Origin of the sequence: Burkholderia sp. Bp8963, from assembly GCF_003854275.1 — a bacterium.
In the GTDB taxonomy this organism is placed as follows: Bacteria; Pseudomonadota; Gammaproteobacteria; order Burkholderiales; family Burkholderiaceae; genus Burkholderia.
The window spans coordinates 79320-101834 of record NZ_QTQP01000028.1; the positions used below are offsets into that span (position 1 = coordinate 79320).

Below are 22515 nucleotides of genomic sequence, written 5' to 3' on the forward strand. Positions count from 1 at the left end.
TTGGATATCGGTGCCCCGGTAAGTGTCGTTATTGATATGGACTGCATGTCAAATGCGGAACGCGGTCGTTCGCTCCGTTCCGTCATAGATAGGTATCCGGGATCTGCACGGTCGCCGAACTCGTCAGCGTATTGGGCAGCACCATGCCGAGTAGCGGGATGTTCGGCACCAGCGGCGAATCCTTGTACCGGTACGTCACGGTCACCGTCACGCAATGCAGGTTGGCGTTGCTCGGGTCATAGCTGCACGACGCAGGCGTCGGGACCGGAACGTCCACATACTGCTTGAGCCCCGGAGCGATATACGCGAGCGCCATGCCCCGCGCGTTTTGTGCTCGTGCGGTCAGTGCGGACGTCGTCGAGGTTCCCGGCACGTAGTTCAACGCCGCCCGCGCGCCCTCGCTCGCCGCCAGCGTGAGGTTCTGCTGAACGGCGAAGATCAGGCCGAAGGTGACGATCGCGTAAAAAATCAGGAAGAACATCGGAAACACGAGCGCGAATTCGACCGCGGTCGCACCGCGCTGGCGCCGCCGGGCGCGCGGGGAAAAATGTCGTCTCATCGTACGCCCCCCGAAACCACGAGATAACCGAGCCACGCGGCCGCAGGCAACGTCAGGCACGCCGCATACGGCGTCGCGCGCCGTCCGCCGAGTACGAGCGCAGGTGCGCCGCGCTGCCAGAGCGCACCGAACGAGGTCCCCGACAGCAGCACGAGCGCCAGCGCATGAATGCCCGCGGCAAGACTCGCAACGATCCAGAGCCCGAGCAGTGCGTGTACGCCACACCACGCGCCGAGCACGGCGAACACCTTCACGTCCGCCGCGCCCATCACGCGAAATGCGAAAAACGGGAAAAGGCCAATCAGGCCGACCAGCATGCCGACCCATGCCTGCATGACGGACATGCCGAACGGATTCGCGTGAACCAGCGTCGCACCGAATGCGCCGACGAGGCCAAACACGACGAGCACGTTCGGCACGCGGCGAAAGCGGATATCACCCAAGGCAACAAGCATCGCCCAGGCAAAGAAAACCCCGGTACAGAATAGGAGTGCCATATGAAAACCGCTCGCAGACGCGGAAGCGGGCGAATCGCCATGACGATTCGCCCGTTATTGCGACAAATCGCGAAGCTCAGCCTGCAGCGGTAGTCAGCTGTGAACCGATCGAATTGAACAGGCCGACAATGTCGGTCTTGAGAGACGTGAGTGCCCCCACGATACCGACGGCCACCAGACCCGCGATCAGACCATACTCGATCGCGGTAACCCCGTCTTCTTCCCGAAGGAAGCGAATCATCATTGCTTTCATATTTTTTTCCTCGTGCCTGAATCTATGTCTCTTTGGCCGCTTATACGTTGTCGTGTCCCGCATATTTGGCCTTGCCCCGCGTCGTTCGCCACATCAGCCGTGACGACAACCAGGTGCGCTTTCTTTATAACTCACCCCGAAGTGGGTGTATCACAATTTGATGCAAGTTAACATTCGCGATAGGAACCCTCCTCGAACGTCGTGTACCAATTCGTACAATCCTTACACCCGTCTCGAATCTTATATCCGATCCCCATTCATTTCCAACCCCTTTCAACGGCGGATCGAAAAAAATGACTCGAAACACGACGTATTTGTACGGTGTCCCGGTACGTCTTACACATAAGGATTAACGATAGGTTAGATGTGCACATCTAATCCATCAGTAAAACAGACGGGCCCTCCTCCCCGGCTTTCGCACACCCACGTTACGTCGCGCCGTAACGCCATTGATGTGACGTTACGTTACGGAGCCGCAGAAATCGTTCTCACTCGAGGGCGCTTGAACAATTTCAACAATCTTTCAATTCGTATAAGTCCTTTTACCGAAAGGAATTGTCCCGTTTAAAGCATTTCATCGAACTGCCGGCCATCGAAATGGCACGACAGTTGCAGAGTAGTCCGCGCATCACTCAACACAACACAGGTTTAATGCGAGGACGAAATGGACATTCAGGTATTCCCTCATGGCGCGCTCCGGACGACTCTGATCACGGCCACCGTGGCAGCCATGCTCTCCCTCTCCGCATGCGGCGGTTCCGGTTCGATCAGCAAGGGCCTCGGCGGCTCGAGCGCGGGCGGCAGCGGTGCGCTTTCCACGTCCGGCGGCGGCACTTCCGACTCGACGAGCGGCACGTCGGGCGGTACGAGCGGCTCGTCGAGTGGCAGCACCAGCGGCTCCACGAGCGGTAGCACGAGCGGCAGCACCAGTGGCTCGACGAGCGGGACCACGAGCGGGACGACCAGCGGCACGAGCGGTACGTCGGGCGTGTCGTCGAACGCGGTGGGGAATGTCCTCGCAGGCAGCAGCAACCTCGTTACGAACGTCGGCTCGACCGTGTCGGGCCTCGGCACCGTCGTCGGCAGCCAGACGCTGCCGGGCGTCAACCCGCAGACGACGCAAGCCGCTGGTGGCGTCCTGCAAAGCGTGGGCGGCGCGGTGTCGGCGCTCGGCAACGGCATCGGCAACGGTCTCGGCCAGCTCGGCGCGGCCAAGGATCCGGTCGGCACCACGGTCGCCAGCACGGGCGGCGTGGTCAATCAGCTCGGCGGCGCCGTCACGCAGACCGGCAATCTCGTCACGAGCCTCGGCAGCGGTCCGCTGTCGCCGCTCGCGCCCGTCACCGGCGCCGTCGGCGGTCTCGTGTCGACGGTCGGCAACGCCGTCGCGAACGGCGGCAACACGCTCACCAACGCGCTGTCGACGGGCCCGGTCCAGCAAGTCACGCAGGCCGTCAGCTCCGCGATCACGCCGATCACGACGATGGTCGGCACGACGACCCAGACGATCGGCACCGCAACGGGCCTCGGCGCACCGGTCAACACCGTGCTCGGCACGCTCGGTAATGGCCTGAACCAGGCCGGCACGCTGATCGCATCGACGGGCGGCAACCCGGTCACGACCGGCCTCGGCAACACCGTGTCGTCGACGGGTGGCACCGTAAAGGCAGTCGGCGGATTGCTGACCGGCGGCAGCGGCGCCACCAACCCGCTCGCGCCGCTCACGGGCATCGTTTCGACCGTCACCGGTGCACTTGGCGGCGCGACCGGCGGCAGCAGCAGCCCGCTTGCACCCGTCACCGGCCTTGTCTCGACCGTGACCGGCGCACTCGGCGGTGCGACCGGCGGCGCTGGCGGCAGCAACCCGCTCGCCCCTGTCACCGGCCTCGTCTCGACCGTGACCGGCGCACTCGGCGGTGCAACGGGCGGCGCTGGCGGCAGCAGCTCGCTGGCTCCCGTCACGGGCGCCCTGTCCACCGTCACCGGCGCGGTCAGCGGCGTGACGTCCGGGCTGTCGGGCGGCACCGGCGCCGTCACGAACTCGGGCACGTCGTCGAATCCGCTCGCACCCGTCACGTCGCTGATCGGCGGCCTGCTCGGTGGCGTGCACGGCAAGTAAATCCGCTCGTTCCATTCATCGACAAGACAGCGAGGAGTCAATCATGTCCCAGCAACGTTCTTTTACGTCAGCCGCGCTGCGTCAGTGGCGCATCCCCGTCACCGCATTCGCGGCCGCCTGCGTGCTGGCCGCCTGCGGCGGCGGCGGCGTGAGCGCGCCGCAGACGACCAGCAGCAACAACGGCGGCAGCACGAGCGGCCCGAACCCGGCGCCGCCCACCCCGACGCAGACGGGCACCACCGGTGTCGTCAACACGACCGGCCAGACCGCCACGGATCTCGGCAGCACGATCGGCAGCGTGAGCCTGCCGGGTCTCGGCAACGGCGTGACGCAAGGCCTCGGCAAAACCGTCTCCGGCACCGGCACGATTCTCGGCGCGGCCGCTGACGCAGCGAGCAACGGACTGGGACAGACCGGCTCCACGCAGAACCCGGTCGGCACGACGGTTGCCGGCCTCGGCAACGTCGTCGGCGCGACGGGCAACACCGTGTCCGGCTTGAGCCAGACCGTCAAGGCGCTCGGCTCCGGCCCGCTGTCGCCGCTCGCGCCCGTCACGACACCGGTCGGCACCGTGCTCGACACGGTTGCCAACGGTCTGGGCGCCGCAGGCAACACGGTCGGCTCCGCGCTGTCGTCGGGCCCCGTTCAGCAGATCACGCAACCGATCAGCTCGACGATCACGCCGCTCGTGATCACCGCCGGCCAGGTCACGCAGCAGGTCGGCACGACGACCGGCCTCGGCCAACCCGTGTCCGGCCTGCTCGGCCAGATCGGCGGCGCAATCAGCTCGGCCGGCCAACAGGTTGCGGGCACATCGAAGCAGCCGCTCGTCGGCGACGTCGGCCAGCTCGTCAGCACGGTCGGCAACACCGTGACCAACGCAGGCGGTCTCGTCAATCCGAACGGCCCGAACGGCGCGGCACCGATTCCCGGTCTGATCACGAGCCTCGTCGGCGGCTCGACCGCGACGGTGCAGAACGGCTCGCCGAACGGCACGACGTCGGGCTCCGGCTTGACCAACCCGCTCGGCGGCCTGCTGTCGGGTCTCGGCCCGACGCCGCTCGGCACGCCCGGCGGCAGCGCAACCTCGGGCGGCGCAAGCAATTCGGTGTCGCCGGTCACGGGTCTACTGGGCAATGCCGGCGGCAGCAATCCGCTTGCTCCGGTGACCGGCCTCGTCTCCACGGTGACCGGCGCATTGAGCAGCGCGGCGGGCGGTACAAGCGGGGCAAACCCTCTCGCGCCCGTTAGCGGTTTGCTGAATACTGTCACCGGCACTGTGAGCGGCGCAGCGAGCACCGGGGGTACGTCGAGCCCGCTCGCGCCGGTCACCGGCCTGCTCGGCACGCTGGGCAGCATTGGCAAGTAAGCACGACGGCCGCGCGTTCCCAGCCGGAGCGAACGCGCGGCCGACGACATCACAACCGGCATAGCGGCACACGACGCGCGGCACCTCGAATGCCGCGCGCGAGCATTAGAAGACGATAAGCAAGGCCAACGAGGAAGAACAATGAAATCCAGACTCGATACATGGATGATGCTGCTCGCCATCACGGCGGCGGCAGGCACAGTGCATGCGCAGACACGCGTCGCCGGCAACCCGCTCGATTCCCTCCCCCAGATCAACGCGCCCAAGCAAGGGCCGAACGTGACCGTGCAGGTCGCGCCTCAGGCGCCTCAGCTTCAGGAACTGCTGTCGCGCCACCTGACGCCTTCCACGTTCCAGGTCGAGGGCGTCAAATCGGTGCCGTTCGAGGAGATCTCGCGCCGCTTCACGCCGCTCGTCGGCAAGGACATTACGATAGGACAACTGATCGAGACCGCGAACGGCGTGACGAAGCTTTACCAGGACCGCGGCTACGCGTTGTCGTTCGCGTTCATTCCCGCGCAGACCTTCGAGAACGGCGTCGTGCGCGTGACGGTCGTCGAAGGCTATGTATCGGACGTGAAGGTGACCGGCAAGCCCGGCGCGATGGATGCGAAGATTCGCGCGATCGCCGCGCACATCACGGCCGACCGCCCGCTGCGCCGTGCGACGTTCGAGCGCTACGTCAACACGTTCGGCCTGCTGCCCGGCGTGTCCGTGAAGGCCAACGTGCCGCCGCCGCAAACCACCGACGGCGCGACGACGCTCGAGCTGAACGTCGACCGCAAGCCGTTCAACGTCAGCACCGGGATCGACTTCAACCATCCGGGCGTGCAAGGCCTCATCACCGCGACCGAAAGCGGCCTCACGTCGTTCGGCGAGCAACTGAGCATCTCCGCGCTCGTGCCGCCGGGGCGCGACAAGCAGACCTACGTCGCGTTCAGCGGCGCGGTGCCGGTCGGCAGCAGCGGCCTCATCACGCGGCTCGACGCCAGCACGTACCGCGGCAAGCCGACCGACAACCCGGGACTGCCGTCGTATGTCGAGCGCACCGTGAAAAACGAGAAACTCGGCCTTTCGGCATCCTATCCGCTTCTGCTGAACAACCAGCGCAGCCTGCTCGGCACGGTGTCCGGGTATGCATCGCACAACGAGGATCGCTACCAGAACCGGATCAACGGCGTCACGCTCGACAACCGGTCGCAGGTGCGCGTGCTGCAGCTGCAGCTCGACTACACGAGCGTCGACCCCAAACAGGTTCGCAAGCTGAGCGTCAATGTCGCGAAGGGCTTCGACATTCTCGGCGCATCGAAGTCGCAGGACATCACGTCGGGCACTACGACGGTGTCGGTGCCGAGTCCGATCTCGCTGACGTTCGTGCGCACCGGCGCAACCTTCACGCAGACCAACGAATGGCCGTTCCGGATCGGCACGTCGATCTCGCTGACGGGCCAGTACAGCCCCGATTCGCTGCCGACGTCCGAGCAGATCTCGTTCGGCGCGCAACGCTATGCGCTCGGCTACCAGCCGGGTGAGACTTCCGGCGATTCGGGATGGGGAATGTCGCTGGAGCTCAACCGTGCGTTCTCGCCCGGCTGGACGTACCTGAAGTCGATCACGCCGTACATTGCGTACGACATGGCGCGCGTCTACCTGCATGCGGGCACGCCGGCGCCGAACCGGCTGTCGTCGGTCGGCCTCGGCGTGCGGCTGAGCGACAGCCGCTACTACAACCTCGACCTGTCCGTCGCGAAGCCGGTCGGCGACGCGCCGGTCGAAAGCGCGTCACGCAGCCCGCGCATCAACGCCGCGTTCTCTTACCAGCTCAACTGATCGCGCCCCGTACAGCCCGCTCCCGCGGGCTGTTTCGATTAGAGCCCCCTCTATCAAACGCGACGCGTGGTTTCACGTATTCTGCAGGGAGCTCGCAACATGCCACCGCCCGATGCAGACGGTCGTGCGAGCCGCTCGAAAACGACATGCAAAACAAGGAGGAAGACGATGATTCAATTGACCCGCCCGTTGCGTTCGATGGCCCTGGCCGGCGCGCTGCTCGCCTGTGCCGCTCACGCATTTGCGCAGGCCGACAGCCCGGTCGGCATGTGGCAGACGATCGACGACAGCACCGGCAAGCCGAAGGCGCTCGTGCAGATTGCAGAAGACTCGGATGGTTCGCTGTCGGGCAAGGTCGTGAAGGGCCTCGGTGCGAACGACACGCCCGATCGCCGCTGTACTGCATGCACGGATGAGCGCAAGGATCAGCTGATCAAGGGCATGACGATCATCAAGGCGATGAAGAAGGATGGCGACCACTGGGATAGCGGCAACATCCTCGACCCGGAGAACGGCAAGGTCTACAAGTGCAAGATGACGCTCGACGACGGCGGCCAGAAGCTGGTCGTGCGCGGCTATATCGGCGTATCGCTGCTCGGACGCTCGCAAACCTGGGTCCGTCAGCCGTAACGAGATGCGCGCAACGGCGCGCCCGTTAAAAATCATCGGCCTGCGACTCAGTCGTCAGGCCGATTTCATTTTGGGCAAGCGAAGCGGGTGCGTTCACTGAGGAAGATCATGTCGCCTGTTTCAATGCAGCCGACGCATACGCGCTACGTGTGGTGGCGTGGGCCGGCATCGCGGCGCCACGCGCCTGTGCTGCCTGCGACTGAGTGTGCTTGCGCATTCGCGTCGCCAGCGCATTGCACAGAGTCACGCCCGCATCGCCGTACAACGTGCGCATCACCTGCATCAGCGCGCCCGTCTCGTGCCAGACCTTGAAGCGGCGGTGGCAAGTCTGGTACGAAGGATAGCGGCGCGGCATCGCCGACCACGTCGCGCCGCTGTAGATCACCCACATTACGCCGTTCAGCACGGCGCGCGTGTTGGCAAGCGGCCGGCCGCGCAATTCGGTGCGGGGTTGCATTTCGGGCAGCAGCGGCGCGACGCGGCGCCACTCGTTGTCGGTCAGATCGCGATACGGTGTCATGGACATCTCCAGCCTCAGGAACCATGGCACAACGATATCGGCTCGCCCCGACGTTGAATATAAGACACGTCCGAAATTGCAGCAAGATCGCGCCGACTTGACCGAAATTGAACATTGAATGCGGTCAGTTGGCGCGGCGCGCGGTCAGGTGAGCGAAGTATCGACGATGCGCCGCGGCGTCTCGAGATACTCCTTCGACTGCATCTCGACGATGCGCGACACCGTTCGCGTGAACTCGTTGGCCATCGGCCCTTCGACGTACAACTGCTCGGCCGGCACCGCCGCGGACATCAGCAGCTTGACCTTGTGGTCGTACAGCACGTCGATCAGCCAGGTGAAGCGGCGCGCCTCCGACGCCATCCGCGGCGACATCTGCGGGACCTCCGACAGCACGATCGCGTGGAAGCGGCTCGCGAGTTCGAGATAGTCGTTCTGCGAGCGCGGCCCGCCGCACAGCGTCGAGAAATCGAACCATACGACGCCGTCGGCCTTGCGCAGCGCCTTCAGCTCGCGCTTCTCGATATGCAGGATCGGGCTCTCATCCGGCACCGCCGCGAGTTGCGCGAACGCATGGCGCAGCGCGCGGTCCGCGTCCGCGCCGAGCGGCGTGTGGTACATCTGCACCTGCGCGAGCGTGCGCTGGCGATAGTCGACGCCCGCGTCGACGTTCAGCACGTCGAGCTTCTCCTTGATCAGCGCGATCGCGGGCAGCATCCGGTCGCGATGCAGGCCGTCCGGATACAGGTCGTCGGGATCGTAGTTGGACGTCATCACGAACTGCACGCCGTTCATGAACAGGCGGTCGAGCAGCCGGTACAGGATCATCGCGTCGGCGATGTCCGACACGTGGAATTCGTCGAAGCAGATCAGCCGGTAGCGCTTCGCGATGCGTCGCGCGAGCTCGTCGAGCGGATCGGCCTGCCCCTTCAGTTCCTCGAGCTCGCGGTGCACTTCGCGCATGAACTCGTGGAAATGAAGGCGCGTCTTGCGCTGCACGGGCACGACCGCATAGAAGCTGTCCATCAGGAAGCTCTTGCCGCGCCCGACGCCGCCCCACATGTAGACGCCGCGCGGCAGGTCCGGATGGATGATGAGTTTCTTGAACGCGTTCGAGCGGCGCGCCTTGTACGCGACCCACTCGTCGTAACAGCGCTGCAGGCGGTCGATGGCCGCGCGCTGCGCGGAGTCGGACTGGTAGCCGCGCGTGGTCAGCTCCCGCGCGTAGTATTCGGTGACGTTCATCAGGCAAACCGGAAAAGACGAAGGCGAGCAGGAAACCCCGCCCGCCTTCGTCGTAGAACCGCAGCGCCGGCCGCGACAACGGGCCGGCGCGTCACTGCGCGTTAGCTGTTCAGCGAGCGCTTGTCGACGGCGAGCGCCGCTTCGCGCATCACTTCCGACATCGACGGGTGCGGATGGCAGATGCGGGCGATGTCTTCCGACGCCGCCTTGAATTCCATCGCCACCACGGCTTCCGCGATCAGGTCCGACGCGTTCGCCGCGATCACGTGCACGCCGAGCAGTTCGTCCGTCTTGGCGTCCGCGATCATCTTCACGAAGCCGTCCGGCGCGTTCATGCCGAGCGCGCGGCCGTTGATCGAGAACGGGAACTTGCCCGACTTGATCTCGCGGCCTTCCGCCTTCAGCTGCTGCTCCGTCTTGCCGACCCACGCGATTTCCGGGTACGTGTAGATCACCCACGGAATGCAGTTGTAGTCGATGTGCGGCTTCTGGCCGTCGATCACTTCCGCGACCAGCACGCCTTCGTCTTCCGCCTTGTGCGCGAGCATCGGGCCGCGCACCACGTCGCCGATCGCGTACACGTTCGGCACCGCCGTGCGGCAGTGGTCGTCGACGTCGATGAAGCCGCGCTCGTTCGCCTTCAGGCCGATCGCCTCGAGGCCGAGGTTGTCGGTGTTCGGCACGCGGCCGACCGACACGATCAGGCGGTCGGCGTCGAGCGTCTGCGCATTGCCGTCCTTGTCCGTGTACGCGATCGACACGCCGTCCGGGGTCGCCTTCACTTCGCCGATCTTCACGCCGAGGTGAATATCGAGGCCCTGCTTCTTGAACAGCTTCGCCGCTTCCTTCGCGAGCGCGTCGTCAGCCGCGCCGAGGAACGCCGGCAGCGCTTCGAGCACCGTCACTTCGGCGCCGAGGCGGCGCCACACCGAGCCGAGCTCGAGGCCGATCACGCCCGCGCCGATCACGGCGAGCTTCTTCGGCACCGTGTCGAACGTCAGCGCGCCTTCGTTATCCGAAACGATCTTGTTGTCGACCGGGATGCCCGGCAGGTGACGCGCCTTCGAGCCCGTCGCGATGATCACGTTCTTCGCGGTGACGACTTCGGTTTCGCCTTCGCCGCTCACTTCGATCTGCACGCCGGCGTCGGTCTTGCCGGTGAACTTGCCGTGGCCCTTCAGCCAGGTGATCTTGTTCTTCTTGAACAGGAACTCGATACCGGACGTCATCTTCTCGACGATCGCGTCCTTGCGGCCGATCATCTTCGCGATGTCGATCTTCACGCCGTCAGCCGTGATGCCGTGGTCGGCCAGGTGGTGCGACGCGTTCTCGAACTCTTCCGACGATGCGAGCAGCGCCTTCGACGGGATGCAGCCGACGTTCAGGCAGGTGCCGCCGAGCTTGAGCGCGCCGGCCGGGTTCTTCCACTTTTCGATACAGGCAACGGTCTTGCCCAGTTGAGCGGCGCGGATCGCGGCGATGTAGCCGCCGGGGCCGGCGCCGATCACGACGACGTCAAATTCCTTGGACATGGCAATCCTTTCTTCTTGTGCGTCCGCGCGGGCGCGCGATGTCGCGCGCCCGCGGGAGCGGGTCAATGCAGGTGGCTTGGCTTACAGGTCGAGCAGCAGACGTGCCGGATCTTCGAGCGCGTCCTTCATTGCGACGAGCGACAGCACCGCTTCGCGGCCGTCGATGATCCGGTGGTCGTACGACAGCGCCAGGTAGTTGATCGGACGGATCACGATCTGGCCGTTCTCGACGACCGCGCGATCCTTCGTTGCGTGCACGCCGAGGATTGCCGACTGCGGCGGGTTGATGATCGGGGTCGACAGCATCGAGCCGAACACGCCGCCGTTCGAGATCGAGAACGTACCGCCCGTCATTTCCTCGATCGACAGCTTGCCGTCCTTCGCCTTCTGGCCGAACTCGGCGATCTTCTTCTCGATCTCCGCGAGGCTCAGCTGGTCCGCGTTGCGCAGGATCGGCACCACGAGGCCGCGCGGCGAGCCGACGGCGATACCGATGTCGAAGTAGCCGTGATAGACGATGTCGTTACCGTCGATCGACGCGTTCACGAGCGGGAACTTCTTCAGCGCGTGCACCGCGGCCTTCACGAAGAACGACATGAAGCCGAGCTTCACGCCGTGTTCCTTCTCGAACTTGTCCTTGTACTTCGCGCGCAGGTCCATGACCGGCTGCATGTTGACTTCGTTGAACGTCGTCAGGATCGCGTTGGTCTGCTGCGACTCGAGCAGACGCTCGGCGATACGCGCGCGCAGACGCGACATCGGCACGCGCTGTTCCGGACGGTCGTTCAGCCACGTCGTCGCCGATGCCGGCACCTTCACTTCCGGCAGCGCCGGCTTCGCAGCAGCCTTCGCCGGTGCGGCAGCCGGAGCAGCCTTCGGTGCGCTGCCAGCCGACAGCACGTCGCCCTTCGTGATGCGGCCGTCGCGGCCCGAGCCTGCGACGTCGCCTGCAGCGAGGCTCTTCTCGGCCATCAGCTTTGCAGCAGCCGGCGATGCCGATGCCGAGCTCGATGCCACGGCAGCGGCCGGCTGTGCAGCCGGTGCCGGTGCAGCAGCGGGCGCAGCCGCCGGCTGGACTTCCGCTTCGCCAGCAGCAGCCGCCACGGCACCTGCCTTCGCTTCCGTGTCGATCGTTGCGATCAGCTGGTCGGCGACCACCGTGTCACCGTCGTTCTGCAGCACTTGCGCGAGCACGCCCGCCGCCGGTGCCGGCACTTCGAGCACGACCTTGTCGGTCTCGAGTTCGATCAGGATTTCGTCCTGCGCAACCGCTTCGCCGGGCTTCTTCTTCCACTGCAGCATGGTGGCTTCCGAAACCGACTCCGAAAGCTGGGGGACTTTGACTTCTACGATAGCCATGTGATTTTCCTGGATGCTTAATCTGGGTAATGACGAGCTGGCGATTCTTCCGGCCGGTGCGGCGCGATGCGCGTCCTGCAGGCCAAAAGAGCCGGGAAAGCGCCGTGCGCTTTCCCGTTACGCTTCGTCGGTTATTTCGCGATCGATGCGCTCTTCAGGCGGCCGAATGCCCCTTCGATCAGGGCCTTCTGCTGCTCGTAGTGCTTCGCGTAGTAGCCGACCGCCGGCGAGGCCGAAGCCGGACGGCCGCTGTATGCCAGCTTCTGCCCTTCCTTCATGCCTTCCTTCAGGTGGTGCTCGACGTAGAACCACGGGCCCTGGTTCTGCGGCTCGTCCTGCACCCAGACCACTTCAGTCGCGTTCTCGTACTTCTTCATTTCGGCTTCGAACTGCTTGTGCGCGAACGGATACAGCTGTTCGATACGGATGATCGCGACGTCGTTCGCCTTCGTTTCGCGGCGGTGCGCGACGAGGTCGTAATACACGCGGCCCGAGCATGCCAGCACGCGCTTGACCTTCTTCGCATCGATGCCGCCGTCGATTTCGCCCAGCACCGGCTGGAACGAACCCTTCGCCAGTTCCGACAGGTCCGACACCGCTTCCTTGTGGCGCAGCAGCGACTTCGGCGTGGCGACGATCAGCGGCTTGCGGAACAGGCGGATCATCTGACGGCGCAGCAGGTGGAAAATCTGTGCCGGCGTCGTCGGCTGGACCACTTGCATGTTGTGATCCGCGCACAGTTGCAGGAAACGCTCGATACGCGTCGACGAGTGTTCCGGGCCCTGGCCTTCATAGCCGTGCGGCAGCAGCATCGTGAGACCCGACACGCGGCCCCACTTCACTTCGCCCGACGAGATGAACTGGTCGATCACGACCTGCGCGCCGTTGACGAAGTCGCCGAACTGCGCTTCCCACAGCACGAGCGTGTTCGGCTCGGCGGTCGAGTAGCCGTATTCGAAGCCCAGCACGGCCTCTTCCGACAGCACCGAGTCGATCACCGTGAACTTCGCCTGGCTCTCGGCGATGTTCTGCAGCGGCACATACGTGCCGTCGTTCCAGCGCTCGCGGTTCTGGTCGTGCAGCACCGCGTGACGGTGCGTGAACGTGCCGCGGCCCGAGTCCTGGCCGGTCAGGCGCACTGCGTAGCCCGACGCGACGAGCGATGCGAACGCGAGGTGTTCGCCCATGCCCCAGTCGAGCGGCTGGTCGCCACGCGCCATGTTGCGGCGGTCGTTGATCACGCGCTCGACGAGCGGGTGAACCTTGAAGTTTTCCGGCACGGTCGTGATGCGTTCGCCGAGACGCTTCAGTTCAGCGAGCGGCACGGCCGTATCGGCGGCGTCGGTCCACTTGCGGTTCAGAAACGGAACCCAGTCGACCGCGTACTTGCTCTTGTAGTTCGACAGGACCGGATCGACCGTGTGATGGCCATCGTCCATCGCCTTGCGGTACGCCTTCACGTAACCGTCAATGTCTGCCGCGGCGATCACGCCCTGCTGCACGAGCTTCTCGGCGTACAGCGCACGGGTGCCCGGGTGCTGCGCGATCTTCTTGTACATCAGCGGCTGCGTGACGGCCGGCGTGTCCTGCTCGTTGTGACCCAGCTTGCGGAAGCAGACGATGTCGATCACGACATCCTTGTGGAACTGCATCCGGTAGTCGATCGCGATCTGCGTCGCGAGCACGACGGCTTCCGGATCGTCGCCGTTCACGTGCAGCACCGGCGCCTCGATCATCTTGACGACGTCGGTACAGTACAGCGTCGAGCGCGCGTCGCGCGGGTCGGACGTCGTGAAGCCGATCTGGTTGTTGATGACGATGTGCAGCGTGCCGTGCGTGCCGTAACCGCGCGTCTGCGCGAGGTTCAGCGTTTCCATCACGACGCCCTGGCCCGCGAAGGCCGCGTCACCGTGGATCTGCACCGGCAGCACCTGCAGGCCGTCGTCGTCGCCGCGGCGGTCCATCCGCGCCTTCGCGGAACCTTCGACCACCGGGTTGACGATTTCGAGGTGCGACGGGTTGAACGCGAGCGACAGGTGAACCGGGCCGCCTTCCGTCGACACGTCCGACGAGAAACCCTTGTGGTACTTCACGTCGCCTGCCGGCAGGTCGTCGACGTGCTTGCCTTCGAATTCGGCGAACAGGTCCGCCGGCATCTTGCCGAGCGTGTTGACCAGCACGTTCAGACGGCCGCGGTGGGCCATGCCGATCACGATTTCCTGCACGCCCTTCTTGCCCGCGTGCTGGACGACTTCGTCCATCGACGCGATGAAGCTTTCGCCGCCTTCGAGCGAGAAGCGCTTCTGGCCGACGTACTTGGTGTGCAGATAGCGCTCGAGGCCTTCCGCTGCCGTCAGGCGGTTCAGGATGTGCTTCTTCTTGTCAGCCGTGAAATTCGGCGTCGCGCGGGTCGATTCCAGGCGCTCCTGCCACCAGCGCTTCTGTTCAGGATCGCTGATGTACATGAATTCGGCGCCGATCGTGCCGCAGTACGTGTCGCGCAGACCCTTGACGATGTCGCGCAGCGACGCCTGGTCGAAACCGAAATACAGGTTGCTCGCGCTGAACGTCTGGTCGAGGTCGCCCTCGGAGAAGTCGTAGAACGCGGGTTCGAGTTCAGGGATGGCGGGACGTTCGCGACGCTTCAGGGGATCGAGATTGGCCCATTGCGAGCCAAGGAAGCGATATGCGCTGATCAGGGACTGGACGTGGACCTGCTTGCGCGCGGTGGCCAGATTGCTGGTGCTTTCGCGCGGGATGAAGGCATTGGCCTTCGCACGCTCTGCGAACGATTCGACGATCGGGAAATGCGCCACGTCGTTGGCGTTCGAGCCGTCCGCTGCAGGAACGTTCTGCAACGCGTCGAAATACTCTCGCCAGTTCTCGGGCACTGACGCCGGATTATCGAGATATGCTTCGTACAATTCTTCTACGTACGAAGCATTGCCGCCGAACAGATAGGAGTTCAGCTGGAACTGCTTCATGACATCTGACATTTTACGCTCACCTTTCTTCGAGCTTCTCGAGAAATAGCGGGTTGCTCAACCTTCCGCGACACGGCCTGACCGTTTAGCGGATTGCGAATCAAGTCTTGCTTGGAAGGACCTAAAACTTGCGTGCGCGCAGCATATCACAGAACCGATACCGGGATTCACGCGGGAAAGCACGATAGCACAAGGCGCGACGGGGATCCGGCCGGATTGAAGCGACCCCGTGAAACATTGTTTTGCACGCGTGCCGCTTGCCGGCCGCCGAGGTGCAAAAAAGGCCGCCCGAAGGCGGCCTTTTCATCGTGCCGGAATCGCTCCGGCGCGCGAAACGCGGATCAGTCGACCGCACCTTCGCGGCTCGCGCGGCGACGCTCGTGCTCCTTCAGGTGGCGCTTGCGCAGGCGGATCGACTGCGGCGTCACCTCGACGAGTTCGTCGTCGTCGATGAATTCGACTGCGTATTCGAGCGACATCTGGATCGGCGGCACGAGACGCACTGCTTCGTCGGTACCCGATGCACGCACGTTGGTCAGCTGCTTGCCCTTGATCGGGTTCACGACGAGGTCGTTGTCGCGGCTGTGGATGCCGATGATCATGCCCTCATACAGCGCGTCGCCCGGCTTCACGAACATGCGGCCGCGGTCCTGCAGCTTCCACAGTGCGTAGGCCACGGCGGCGCCGTCGTCCTGCGAGATCAGCACGCCGTTGCGGCGCTCGAAGACCGAGCCGTCCTTGACCGGCGCGTACGAGTCGAAGATGTGGCTCATCAGGCCCGTGCCGCGCGTGAGCGTCAGGAATTCGCTCTGGAAGCCGATCAGGCCACGTGCCGAGATCTTGTATTCCAGACGCGTGCGGCCGCGGCCGTCCGACGCCATGTCGAGCATTTCGCCCTTGCGGCGGCCGAGTTCTTCCATCACACCACCCTGGTGCTCGTCTTCGAGGTCGACCGTCAGCAGCTCGTACGGCTCGTGCCGCACGCCGTCGATTTCCTGCATCACGACGCGCGGACGCGACACGGCCATTTCGTAGCCCTCACGACGCATGTTCTCGACGAGAATCGTCAGGTGCAGTTCGCCGCGGCCCGACACTTCGAACACCGTTTCGTCGCCCGTGTCGCGCACGCGCAGCGCGACGTTGTGGTTCAGTTCCTTCATCAGGCGGTCGCGGATCTGGCGGCTCGTCACGAACTTGCCTTCACGGCCCGCGAGCGGCGACGAGTTGACGAGGAAGTTCATCGTCAGCGTCGGCTCGTCGACGGTGATCATCGGCAGCGCTTCCGGCGTATCCACCGCGCAGATCGTCGCGCCGATGCCGACGTCTTCAATGCCGTTGATCAGCACGATGTCGCCCGCTTCGGCCGACTCGACCTGCACGCGCTCGAGGCCCTTGAACGACAGCACCTGGTTGATCTTGCGGTTCAGCACGTCGCCTTCCGGGCCGAAGCGCATCACGACCGGCTGGCCGGGCTTGATGCGACCGCGCGTGATGCGGCCCACGCCGATCCGGCCGACGTACGTCGAATAGTCGAGCGACGTGATCTGCAGTTGCAGCGGCGCTTCCGGGTCGGCCGGGCGAACCGGCACGTGCGCGAGGATCGCCTCGAACAGCGGGCGCATGTCGCCTTCGCGCGCGGCCGGGTCGAGCGACGCATAGCCGTTCAGGCCCGACGCGTAGACGATCGGGAAGTCGAGCTGCTCTTCGGTGGCGCCGAGCTTGTCGAACAGGTCGAAGGTCTGGTTGATGACCCAGTCGATGCGTGCACCCGGGCGGTCGATCTTGTTGACGACGACGATCGGCTTCAGGCCGAGCGCGAGCGCCTTCTTCGTGACGAAGCGAGTCTGCGGCATCGGGCCCTCGACGGCGTCGACCAGCAGCAGCACCGAGTCGACCATCGACAGCACACGCTCCACTTCGCCGCCGAAGTCGGCGTGCCCCGGGGTGTCGACGATGTTGATGTGCGTGCCTTCATATTCGACCGCGCAGTTCTTCGCGAGAATCGTGATCCCGCGCTCCTTTTCGATGTCGTTCGAGTCCATCACCCGTTCGGCAATCTGCTGGTTCTCGCGGAAGGTGCCGGACTGGCGGAGCAGTTGGTCGACGAGCGTCGTCTTGCCGTGGTCGACGTGGGCGATGATGGCGATATTGCGAAGGGCGCGGGTCATAGAAACCTGAAAATCGATTGAACGCGCAAACGCGCACGGACGTATTTCACGTGCGTGCGCACTGCAGCTTGGGAAGCGACGGATTATAGCACGCGCGAATGTCGCAAGCTGACAGAGCGTTGCGCCGCAGCAAGATGGATACGGCCCCGTTCATCGCCAGGAGCGCCGCACGCCCCACCGCCCTCGCCTGCGCCGTCATCGTTAGGTAAAGACCCTCATTCGTCAGGGGTATTACTCCGCGCCGAGCAAGTCCTCTGTGGTTCGATTAACATTTGCCGAGGCAAGCAATTGTGCCTATACTGCTGCCTAGTCAACTATTGCAGCTTCAGGGTTTTATGTCGGATCCGTCCTCTTCCAATTCTCAGTCCCTATCGCTTCTGACGTACCAGATGAACGACAGCGTCGGTTATCTGATGTCGCGCGTGAAATCGCTGATGACCAACCTGGTCACGCAGCGCACGCAGGAAGAGCTCGGCATCACCGGTACGCAGGCGAGCATGCTGTTCATGATCGCGGTCGGCAAATGTTCGACCGCCGCGGAGCTCGCGCGCGAATACGCGATCGACGCGAGCGCGGTGACGCGCCTGCTCGACCGCGTCGAGAAACGCGGCCTGCTGTGCCGCGTGCGCAGCATCGAGGACCGTCGCGTCGTGCGGCTCGAACTGACCGACGAAGGCCGCGCGCTCGCCGAGCAGCTGCCACCGATCTTCCGCAGCGTGCTCGACCAGTTGCTGGACGGCTTTACGCCGGAAGAAGTCGGTTTCCTGAAGAGCATGCTGCGCCGGATTCTCAGCAATTACTGCGAAGCGGCCGGCAGCAGCAACTCGCAATAGTTGCCATAACAATCAACATCGACAGATTAATGTAAGGAAATCCTTGCAGTGTCCATCATCCATTCCGAGTCAGGGATTCGCGCGATGAAATCCTCCCCGTTGTCCGTGCGTGCCGGGTCGTGCCGGGCTGCCGTCGCTGCCGCGGTCGCCGCGCTGGCACTGGCGGGCTGCGCGAACTACATCGGCATCAGGAGCGACAAGCAGATCGCCCCCGCGTCGCAATTCGACACCGCCCAGAGCCTGCCGGCCGAAGGCGGCAAGTGGCCGTCGCTCGACTGGGCCGCCCAGTTCGGCGATCCGCAGCTGCCGAAGCTGATCGACGAGGCGCTCGCCGACAATCCGTCGATCGCGCAGGCGCAGGCGCGAATCGCGAAGGCGTCGTCGTATATCGAGTCGTCGCGCTCGAACCTGCTGCCGAAGGCCGAAGCAAGCTACTCGTGGACGCGCGAGCTGTATTCGGGCAACGCGCTCTTCCCTCCTCCGTACGGCGGCGCGTGGTACAGCGAGAACAACGCGCTTGCGAGCGCGTCGTGGGATCTCGACCTGTGGGGCAAGAACCGCGAGCGCCTGCATACTGCCGTGTCGCAGGAAAAGGCCGCCGAGGCCGACCTGCAGCAGGCGCGCGTCACGCTCGCATCGTCGATCGCCCGCACCTACAACTCGCTCGCGCAACTGTATGCACTGCGTGACATCGCGCAGCGCGAGATCGTCAACCGCCAGACGGTCGGCAAGATCACCGACGGCCGCGTGTCGGCCGGCCTCGACACGAACGTCGAACGCCAGACCGCGCGCGGCAACGTCGCGACCACCCAGGCGTCGCTGTCCGACCTCGAAGGCCAGATCACGACGGTCCGCTATCAGCTCGCCGCGCTGCTCGGCAAGGGGCCGGACCGCGGGCTGAAGATCGCGGCACCGGTGCTGAATCCGGGCGGCGCCGTCACGCTGCCCGACAACCTGCCGGCCGACCTCGTGTCACGCCGCCCCGACATCATCGCCGCGCGCTGGCAGGTCGAAGCCGCGATGCACGACGTGAAGGAAGCCAAGGCCGAGTTCTACCCCGACGTGAACCTCGCGGCGAGCTTCGGCTTCGATGCGTTCGGCTGGGGCAAATTCCTGAATTTCGCGAGCCGCCAGGCCCAGTTCGGCCCGGCGATTCACCTGCCGATCTTCGACGCCGGCGCGCTGCGCGCGCAGCTCAAGGGCCGCTATGCGGACTTCGACCTGACGGTCGCGAACTACAACCAGACGCTGATCGGCGCGATGAACGACGTCGCGACGCAGGTCGCATCGATCCGCGCGATCGACAGGCAGATGGACGACGCGCAGCGCGCGCTCGACGCATCGACGCGCGCATACGACCTGGCCGTGATCCGCTACAAGGCCGGCCTGTCACCGCAACTGCAGGTGCTGAACGCGGACAGCAACCGCCTCGCGTCGGAGCAGACCGTGACCAACCTGAAGATGCGGCGGCGCGACATGCAGTTCGCGCTGATCAAGGCGCTCGGCGGCGGCTTCGACGCCACCGGCACCCGCCTCGCCGCACCCGATGCCGATCGCGCCGCGCAGGCCAGAGCCGCGCAGCAGGCCGCACAACAGGCCGCGAACTGAATCGGCACGACCACTACGCAGACACTCGAAATAATCGGACGGAGAACATCGCCATGAGCGACCCCCAACAAAACGCCGCCAGCACCCAGGCGCAGGGCAACGGCAAGCGCAAACGGATGATGACGCTGCTCGTCGCGGTCATCGTGATCGCGGCTATCGCCTACGGGCTGTACTACTTCCTCGTCGCGCGCTTCCACGAGAGCACCGACGATGCATACGTGAACGGCAACGTCGTGCAGATCACGCCGCAAGTGACAGGCACCGTGATCGCGGTGAAGGCCGACGACACGCAGACCGTGAAGGCGGGCGATCCGCTGGTCGTGCTCGATCCGGCCGACTCGCAGGTCTCGCTGCAGCAGGCCGAGGCGAACCTCGCGCAGACGGTGCGCCAGGTGCGCGGCCTGTTCGTCAACGACGACCAGTACCGCGCGCAGGTCGCGCTGCGCCAGTCTGACCTGTCGAAGGCCGACGACGATTTGCGCCGCCGCGTCGCGGTCGCGCAGACGGGCGCCGTGTCGCAGGAAGAAATCTCGCACGCGCGTGACGCGGTGCGCGCCGCGCAGGCGTCGCTCGACGCCGCACAACAGCAGCTCGCATCGAACCGTGCGCTGACCGCGAATACGACGATCGCATCGCACCCGAACGTGCTCGCCGCGGCCGCGAAAGTCCGCGACGCGTATCTTGCGAACGCGCGCAACATGCTGCCCGCGCCAGTCACCGGCTACGTCGCGAAACGCTCGGTGCAGGTCGGCCAGCGCGTGTCGCCGGGCACGCCGCTGATGTCGGTCGTGCCGCTGAACGCCGTGTGGATCGATGCGAACTTCAAGGAAGTCCAGCTGAAGCACATGCGCATCGGCCAGCCGGTCGAGCTGACCGCCGACATCTACGGCTCGTCGGTCGTCTATCACGGCAAGGTCGTCGGCTTCTCGGCCGGTACCGGCTCGGCGTTCTCGCTGCTGCCCGCGCAGAACGCGACCGGCAACTGGATCAAGGTCGTGCAGCGCCTGCCGGTGCGTATCGAGATCGATCCGCAGGATCTCGAAAAGCATCCGCTGCGCATCGGCCTGTCGATGCAGGTCGACGTCAACATCAAGGACGAGAGCGGCAACCAGCTCGGCAACGTACAGAACACGGTCTACCAGACCGACGTGTTCGCGAAGTACGGTGACGAAGCCAACGCCGAAATCGCGCGCATCGTCGCGGAGAACGCGGGTGGCAACGCGTCGGCTGCGGCGCCGGCCCCGGCGAAGCAGAGCAGCATCGCGAAGATGATGTAATCCGTTCCGATCCCGGAAAACCACCGACATGGCACAGCCTCCTGTCTCTCACCCGCCCTTGCAGGGCGGGCAGCTCGTGATCGGGACGATCGCGGTGTCGCTCGCCGTGTTCATGAACGTGCTCGACACGTCGATCGCGAACGTCGCAATCCCGACGATCTCGGGCGATCTCGGCGTATCGGCCGACCAGGGCACCTGGGTCATCACGTCGTTCGCGGTCGCGAACGCGATCTCCGTCCCGCTGACGGGCTGGCTCACCGATCGCTTCGGACAGGTTCGCCTGTTCCTCGCGTCGATCATCCTGTTCGTGATTTCGTCGTGGATGTGCGGGCTCTCCCCCAACCTGCCGTTCCTGCTCGCATCGCGCGTGCTGCAAGGCGCGGTTGCCGGCCCGATGATTCCGTTGTCGCAAGCGCTGCTGCTCTCGAGCTATCCGCGTGCGAAGGCGCCGATGGCGCTCGCGCTGTGGGCGATGACGACGCTGATCGCGCCCGTCGCCGGCCCGATCCTCGGCGGCTGGATCTCTGACAACTACTCGTGGCCTTGGATCTTCTACGTCAACATCCCGGTCGGCATCGCCGCCGCGGCCGCGACGTGGATGATCTACCGCCAGCGCGAGTCGGCGGTGCGGCGCGCGCCGATCGATGGCGTTGGCCTCGCGCTGCTGGTCGTCTGGGTCGGCTCGCTGCAGATCATGCTCGACAAGGGCAAGGATCTCGACTGGTTCGCGTCGACGACCATCATCGTGCTCGCGCTGACCGCCGTCATCGCGTTCGCGTTCTTCGTCATCTGGGAGCTCACCGCCGAGCACCCGGTCGTCGATCTGTCGCTGTTCCGCATGCGGAACTTCACCGGCGGCACGGTCGCGCTGTCGATCGGGTACGGCCTGTACTTCGGCAACCTCGTGCTGTTGCCGCTGTGGCTGCAGACGCAGATCGGCTATACCGCGACCGACGCCGGTCTCGTGATGGCGCCGGTCGGCCTGTTCGCGATCCTGCTGTCGCCGCTCACCGGGAAGTATCTGCCGCGCACCGATCCGCGCTATATCTCGACAGCGTCGTTCCTGACCTTTGCGCTGTGCTTCTGGATGCGTTCCCGCTACACGACGGGCGTCGACGAATGGTCGCTGACGCTGCCGACGCTCGTGCAGGGCATCGCGATGGCCGGCTTCTTCATTCCGCTCGTGTCGATCACGCTGTCCGGCCTGCCGGGCCACCGCATTCCCGCGGCGTCGGGCCTGTCGAACTTCGTGCGGATCATGTGCGGCGGCATCGGCACGTCGATCTTCCAGACCGCCTGGGATCACCGGAACAACTTCCACCACGCGCAACTGGTCGAGCAGGCGAACGCGTACAACCCGACGTTCAACCAGGCCGTCACGCAGATGGGCAATCTCGGCCTGACCCAGCAGCAGGCGCATGGCCTGATCAACAACATGGCCACGCAGCAGGCCGCGCAGCTCGGCGTGAACGACCTGTTCTACATCTCGGCCGCGATCTTCGTGCTGCTGATCGCGCTGATCTGGATCACGAAGCCCGAGCGTGCGGGAGGCGGCGATGCGGGCGCGGCGGCATCGGCCGCACACTGAACGCAGCACCGGTCGGCGCAAATTGGGATAGGGGCAGGCCTCGCGGCCCGACCCCTCCCGCACCACCGTGCGTACGGGTCCGTACACGGCGGTTCGGATCAGTTGATCGGCGATGGACCCAGCGACGGAAGGCCCAACGAGCGGAAG

The 22515-nt window shown here is 65.0% G+C and carries 17 protein-coding genes and 1 pseudogene; 9 read left to right on the forward strand and 9 right to left on the reverse strand.

Annotation, left to right across the window (positions count from 1 at the left end):
* Positions 1–82: 82 nt before the first annotated feature.
* From DID96_RS22820 to DID96_RS22830, 3 genes are all read right to left on the reverse strand, one after another.
* The gene (locus DID96_RS22820; RefSeq protein WP_124601532.1) at positions 83–559 is read right to left on the reverse strand and encodes a TadE/TadG family type IV pilus assembly protein; all 477 of its coding nucleotides are present in this window, start codon (positions 557–559) and stop codon (positions 83–85) included.
* The gene (locus tag DID96_RS22825; protein WP_124601533.1) at positions 556–1056 is read right to left on the reverse strand and encodes a prepilin peptidase; all 501 of its coding nucleotides are present in this window, start codon (positions 1054–1056) and stop codon (positions 556–558) included. The genes DID96_RS22820 and DID96_RS22825 overlap by 4 nt, the downstream gene beginning before the upstream one ends.
* 76 nt (positions 1057–1132) lie before the next feature.
* Positions 1133–1309, reverse strand: a complete 177-nt coding sequence (locus DID96_RS22830; protein ID WP_124601534.1) for a Flp family type IVb pilin — start codon at positions 1307–1309, stop codon at positions 1133–1135.
* Between the two features lie 664 nt (positions 1310–1973).
* Between DID96_RS22830 and DID96_RS22840 the strand changes: the two genes are divergently transcribed.
* The 4 genes from DID96_RS22840 (at position 1974) to DID96_RS22855 (ending at position 7257) form a co-directional block, all read left to right on the forward strand.
* Positions 1974–3428 carry a collagen-like triple helix repeat-containing protein gene (locus DID96_RS22840; RefSeq protein ID WP_124601535.1) on the forward strand — a complete coding sequence of 485 codons (1455 nt, stop codon included), beginning with the start codon at positions 1974–1976 and terminating at the stop codon, positions 3426–3428.
* Positions 3429–3471: 43 nt separating this feature from the next.
* A complete protein-coding gene (locus DID96_RS22845; protein ID WP_124601536.1) occupies positions 3472–4797 on the forward strand; it encodes a collagen-like triple helix repeat-containing protein in 1326 nt (441 codons plus the stop codon).
* A 141-nt stretch (positions 4798–4938) separates the two neighbouring features.
* The gene (locus tag DID96_RS22850) at positions 4939–6627 is read left to right on the forward strand and encodes a ShlB/FhaC/HecB family hemolysin secretion/activation protein (protein ID WP_124601537.1); all 1689 of its coding nucleotides are present in this window, start codon (positions 4939–4941) and stop codon (positions 6625–6627) included.
* 168 nt (positions 6628–6795) lie between these two features.
* Positions 6796–7257 (forward strand): DUF2147 domain-containing protein, encoded by a 462-nt coding sequence (locus DID96_RS22855; RefSeq protein WP_124601538.1) that lies wholly within the window; start codon positions 6796–6798, stop codon positions 7255–7257.
* 106 nt (positions 7258–7363) lie between these two features.
* Here DID96_RS22855 and DID96_RS22860 read toward each other — a convergent pair whose 3' ends face one another.
* The 6 genes from DID96_RS22860 to typA all read right to left on the reverse strand — a co-directional run bounded on the left by DID96_RS22860 (position 7364) and on the right by typA (position 17041).
* The gene (locus tag DID96_RS22860) at positions 7364–7777 is read right to left on the reverse strand and encodes a transposase (protein WP_185732334.1); all 414 of its coding nucleotides are present in this window, start codon (positions 7775–7777) and stop codon (positions 7364–7366) included.
* Between the two features lie 144 nt (positions 7778–7921).
* On the reverse strand, positions 7922–9019 hold the full coding sequence (gene zapE, locus DID96_RS22865; RefSeq protein WP_124601540.1) for a cell division protein ZapE: 1098 nt from the start codon (positions 9017–9019) through the stop codon (positions 7922–7924).
* A gap of 101 nt (positions 9020–9120) precedes the next feature.
* Entirely contained in the window at positions 9121–10551 is a 1431-nt protein-coding gene (gene lpdA / locus DID96_RS22870) for a dihydrolipoyl dehydrogenase (protein WP_124601541.1), read from the reverse strand.
* A gap of 81 nt (positions 10552–10632) precedes the next feature.
* Positions 10633–11910 carry a 2-oxoglutarate dehydrogenase complex dihydrolipoyllysine-residue succinyltransferase gene (gene odhB / locus DID96_RS22875; RefSeq protein WP_124601542.1) on the reverse strand — a complete coding sequence of 426 codons (1278 nt, stop codon included), beginning with the start codon at positions 11908–11910 and terminating at the stop codon, positions 10633–10635.
* Positions 11911–12041: 131 nt separating this feature from the next.
* Complete coding sequence (locus DID96_RS22880; RefSeq protein ID WP_124601543.1) at positions 12042–14906, reverse strand: 2-oxoglutarate dehydrogenase E1 component; 2865 nt, start codon at positions 14904–14906, stop codon at positions 12042–12044.
* A gap of 329 nt (positions 14907–15235) precedes the next feature.
* Positions 15236–17041 (reverse strand): translational GTPase TypA, encoded by a 1806-nt coding sequence (gene typA, locus DID96_RS22885; RefSeq protein WP_260463980.1) that lies wholly within the window; start codon positions 17039–17041, stop codon positions 15236–15238.
* Between typA and DID96_RS39015 the strand changes: the two are divergent.
* The 5 genes and pseudogenes from DID96_RS39015 to DID96_RS22905 form a co-directional block, all read left to right on the forward strand.
* Positions 17015–17080, forward strand: a pseudogene (locus DID96_RS39015) (pyridoxal-dependent decarboxylase); the annotation flags it as partial. The gene typA and the pseudogene DID96_RS39015 sit on opposite strands and share 27 nt — an antisense overlap.
* A gap of 317 nt (positions 17081–17397) precedes the next feature.
* Positions 17398–17895 (forward strand): MarR family winged helix-turn-helix transcriptional regulator, encoded by a 498-nt coding sequence (locus DID96_RS22890; RefSeq protein ID WP_124601545.1) that lies wholly within the window; start codon positions 17398–17400, stop codon positions 17893–17895.
* 84 nt (positions 17896–17979) lie between these two features.
* Positions 17980–19503, forward strand: coding sequence for an efflux transporter outer membrane subunit (locus DID96_RS22895; protein WP_124601546.1), 1524 nt, complete (start codon positions 17980–17982; stop codon positions 19501–19503).
* 53 nt (positions 19504–19556) lie between these two features.
* A complete protein-coding gene (locus DID96_RS22900) occupies positions 19557–20780 on the forward strand; it encodes an HlyD family secretion protein (RefSeq protein WP_124601547.1) in 1224 nt (407 codons plus the stop codon).
* 28 nt (positions 20781–20808) lie between these two features.
* Positions 20809–22368, forward strand: coding sequence for a DHA2 family efflux MFS transporter permease subunit (locus DID96_RS22905; protein WP_124601548.1), 1560 nt, complete (start codon positions 20809–20811; stop codon positions 22366–22368).
* The last annotated feature ends 147 nt before the right edge of the window (positions 22369–22515 follow it).

Bases quoted from the DNA above. Each gene is read 5' to 3' on its own strand.
- DID96_RS22820 (WP_124601532.1), bottom strand. From the start codon at position 559: ATGAGACGACATTTTTCCCCGCGCGCCCGGCGGCGCCAGCGCGGTGCG.
- DID96_RS22825 (WP_124601533.1), bottom strand. From the start codon at position 1,056: ATGGCACTCCTATTCTGTACCGGGGTTTTCTTTGCCTGGGCGATGCTT.
- DID96_RS22830 (WP_124601534.1), bottom strand. From the start codon at position 1,309: ATGAAAGCAATGATGATTCGCTTCCTTCGGGAAGAAGACGGGGTTACC.
- DID96_RS22840 (WP_124601535.1), top strand. From the start codon at position 1,974: ATGGACATTCAGGTATTCCCTCATGGCGCGCTCCGGACGACTCTGATC.
- DID96_RS22845 (WP_124601536.1), top strand. From the start codon at position 3,472: ATGTCCCAGCAACGTTCTTTTACGTCAGCCGCGCTGCGTCAGTGGCGC.
- DID96_RS22850 (WP_124601537.1), top strand. From the start codon at position 4,939: ATGAAATCCAGACTCGATACATGGATGATGCTGCTCGCCATCACGGCG.
- DID96_RS22855 (WP_124601538.1), top strand. From the start codon at position 6,796: ATGATTCAATTGACCCGCCCGTTGCGTTCGATGGCCCTGGCCGGCGCG.
- DID96_RS22860 (WP_185732334.1), bottom strand. From the start codon at position 7,777: ATGACACCGTATCGCGATCTGACCGACAACGAGTGGCGCCGCGTCGCG.
- zapE (WP_124601540.1), bottom strand. From the start codon at position 9,019: ATGAACGTCACCGAATACTACGCGCGGGAGCTGACCACGCGCGGCTAC.
- lpdA (WP_124601541.1), bottom strand. From the start codon at position 10,551: ATGTCCAAGGAATTTGACGTCGTCGTGATCGGCGCCGGCCCCGGCGGC.
- odhB (WP_124601542.1), bottom strand. From the start codon at position 11,910: ATGGCTATCGTAGAAGTCAAAGTCCCCCAGCTTTCGGAGTCGGTTTCG.
- DID96_RS22880 (WP_124601543.1), bottom strand. From the start codon at position 14,906: ATGTCAGATGTCATGAAGCAGTTCCAGCTGAACTCCTATCTGTTCGGC.
- DID96_RS22890 (WP_124601545.1), top strand. From the start codon at position 17,398: ATGTCGGATCCGTCCTCTTCCAATTCTCAGTCCCTATCGCTTCTGACG.
- DID96_RS22895 (WP_124601546.1), top strand. From the start codon at position 17,980: ATGAAATCCTCCCCGTTGTCCGTGCGTGCCGGGTCGTGCCGGGCTGCC.
- DID96_RS22900 (WP_124601547.1), top strand. From the start codon at position 19,557: ATGAGCGACCCCCAACAAAACGCCGCCAGCACCCAGGCGCAGGGCAAC.
- DID96_RS22905 (WP_124601548.1), top strand. From the start codon at position 20,809: ATGGCACAGCCTCCTGTCTCTCACCCGCCCTTGCAGGGCGGGCAGCTC.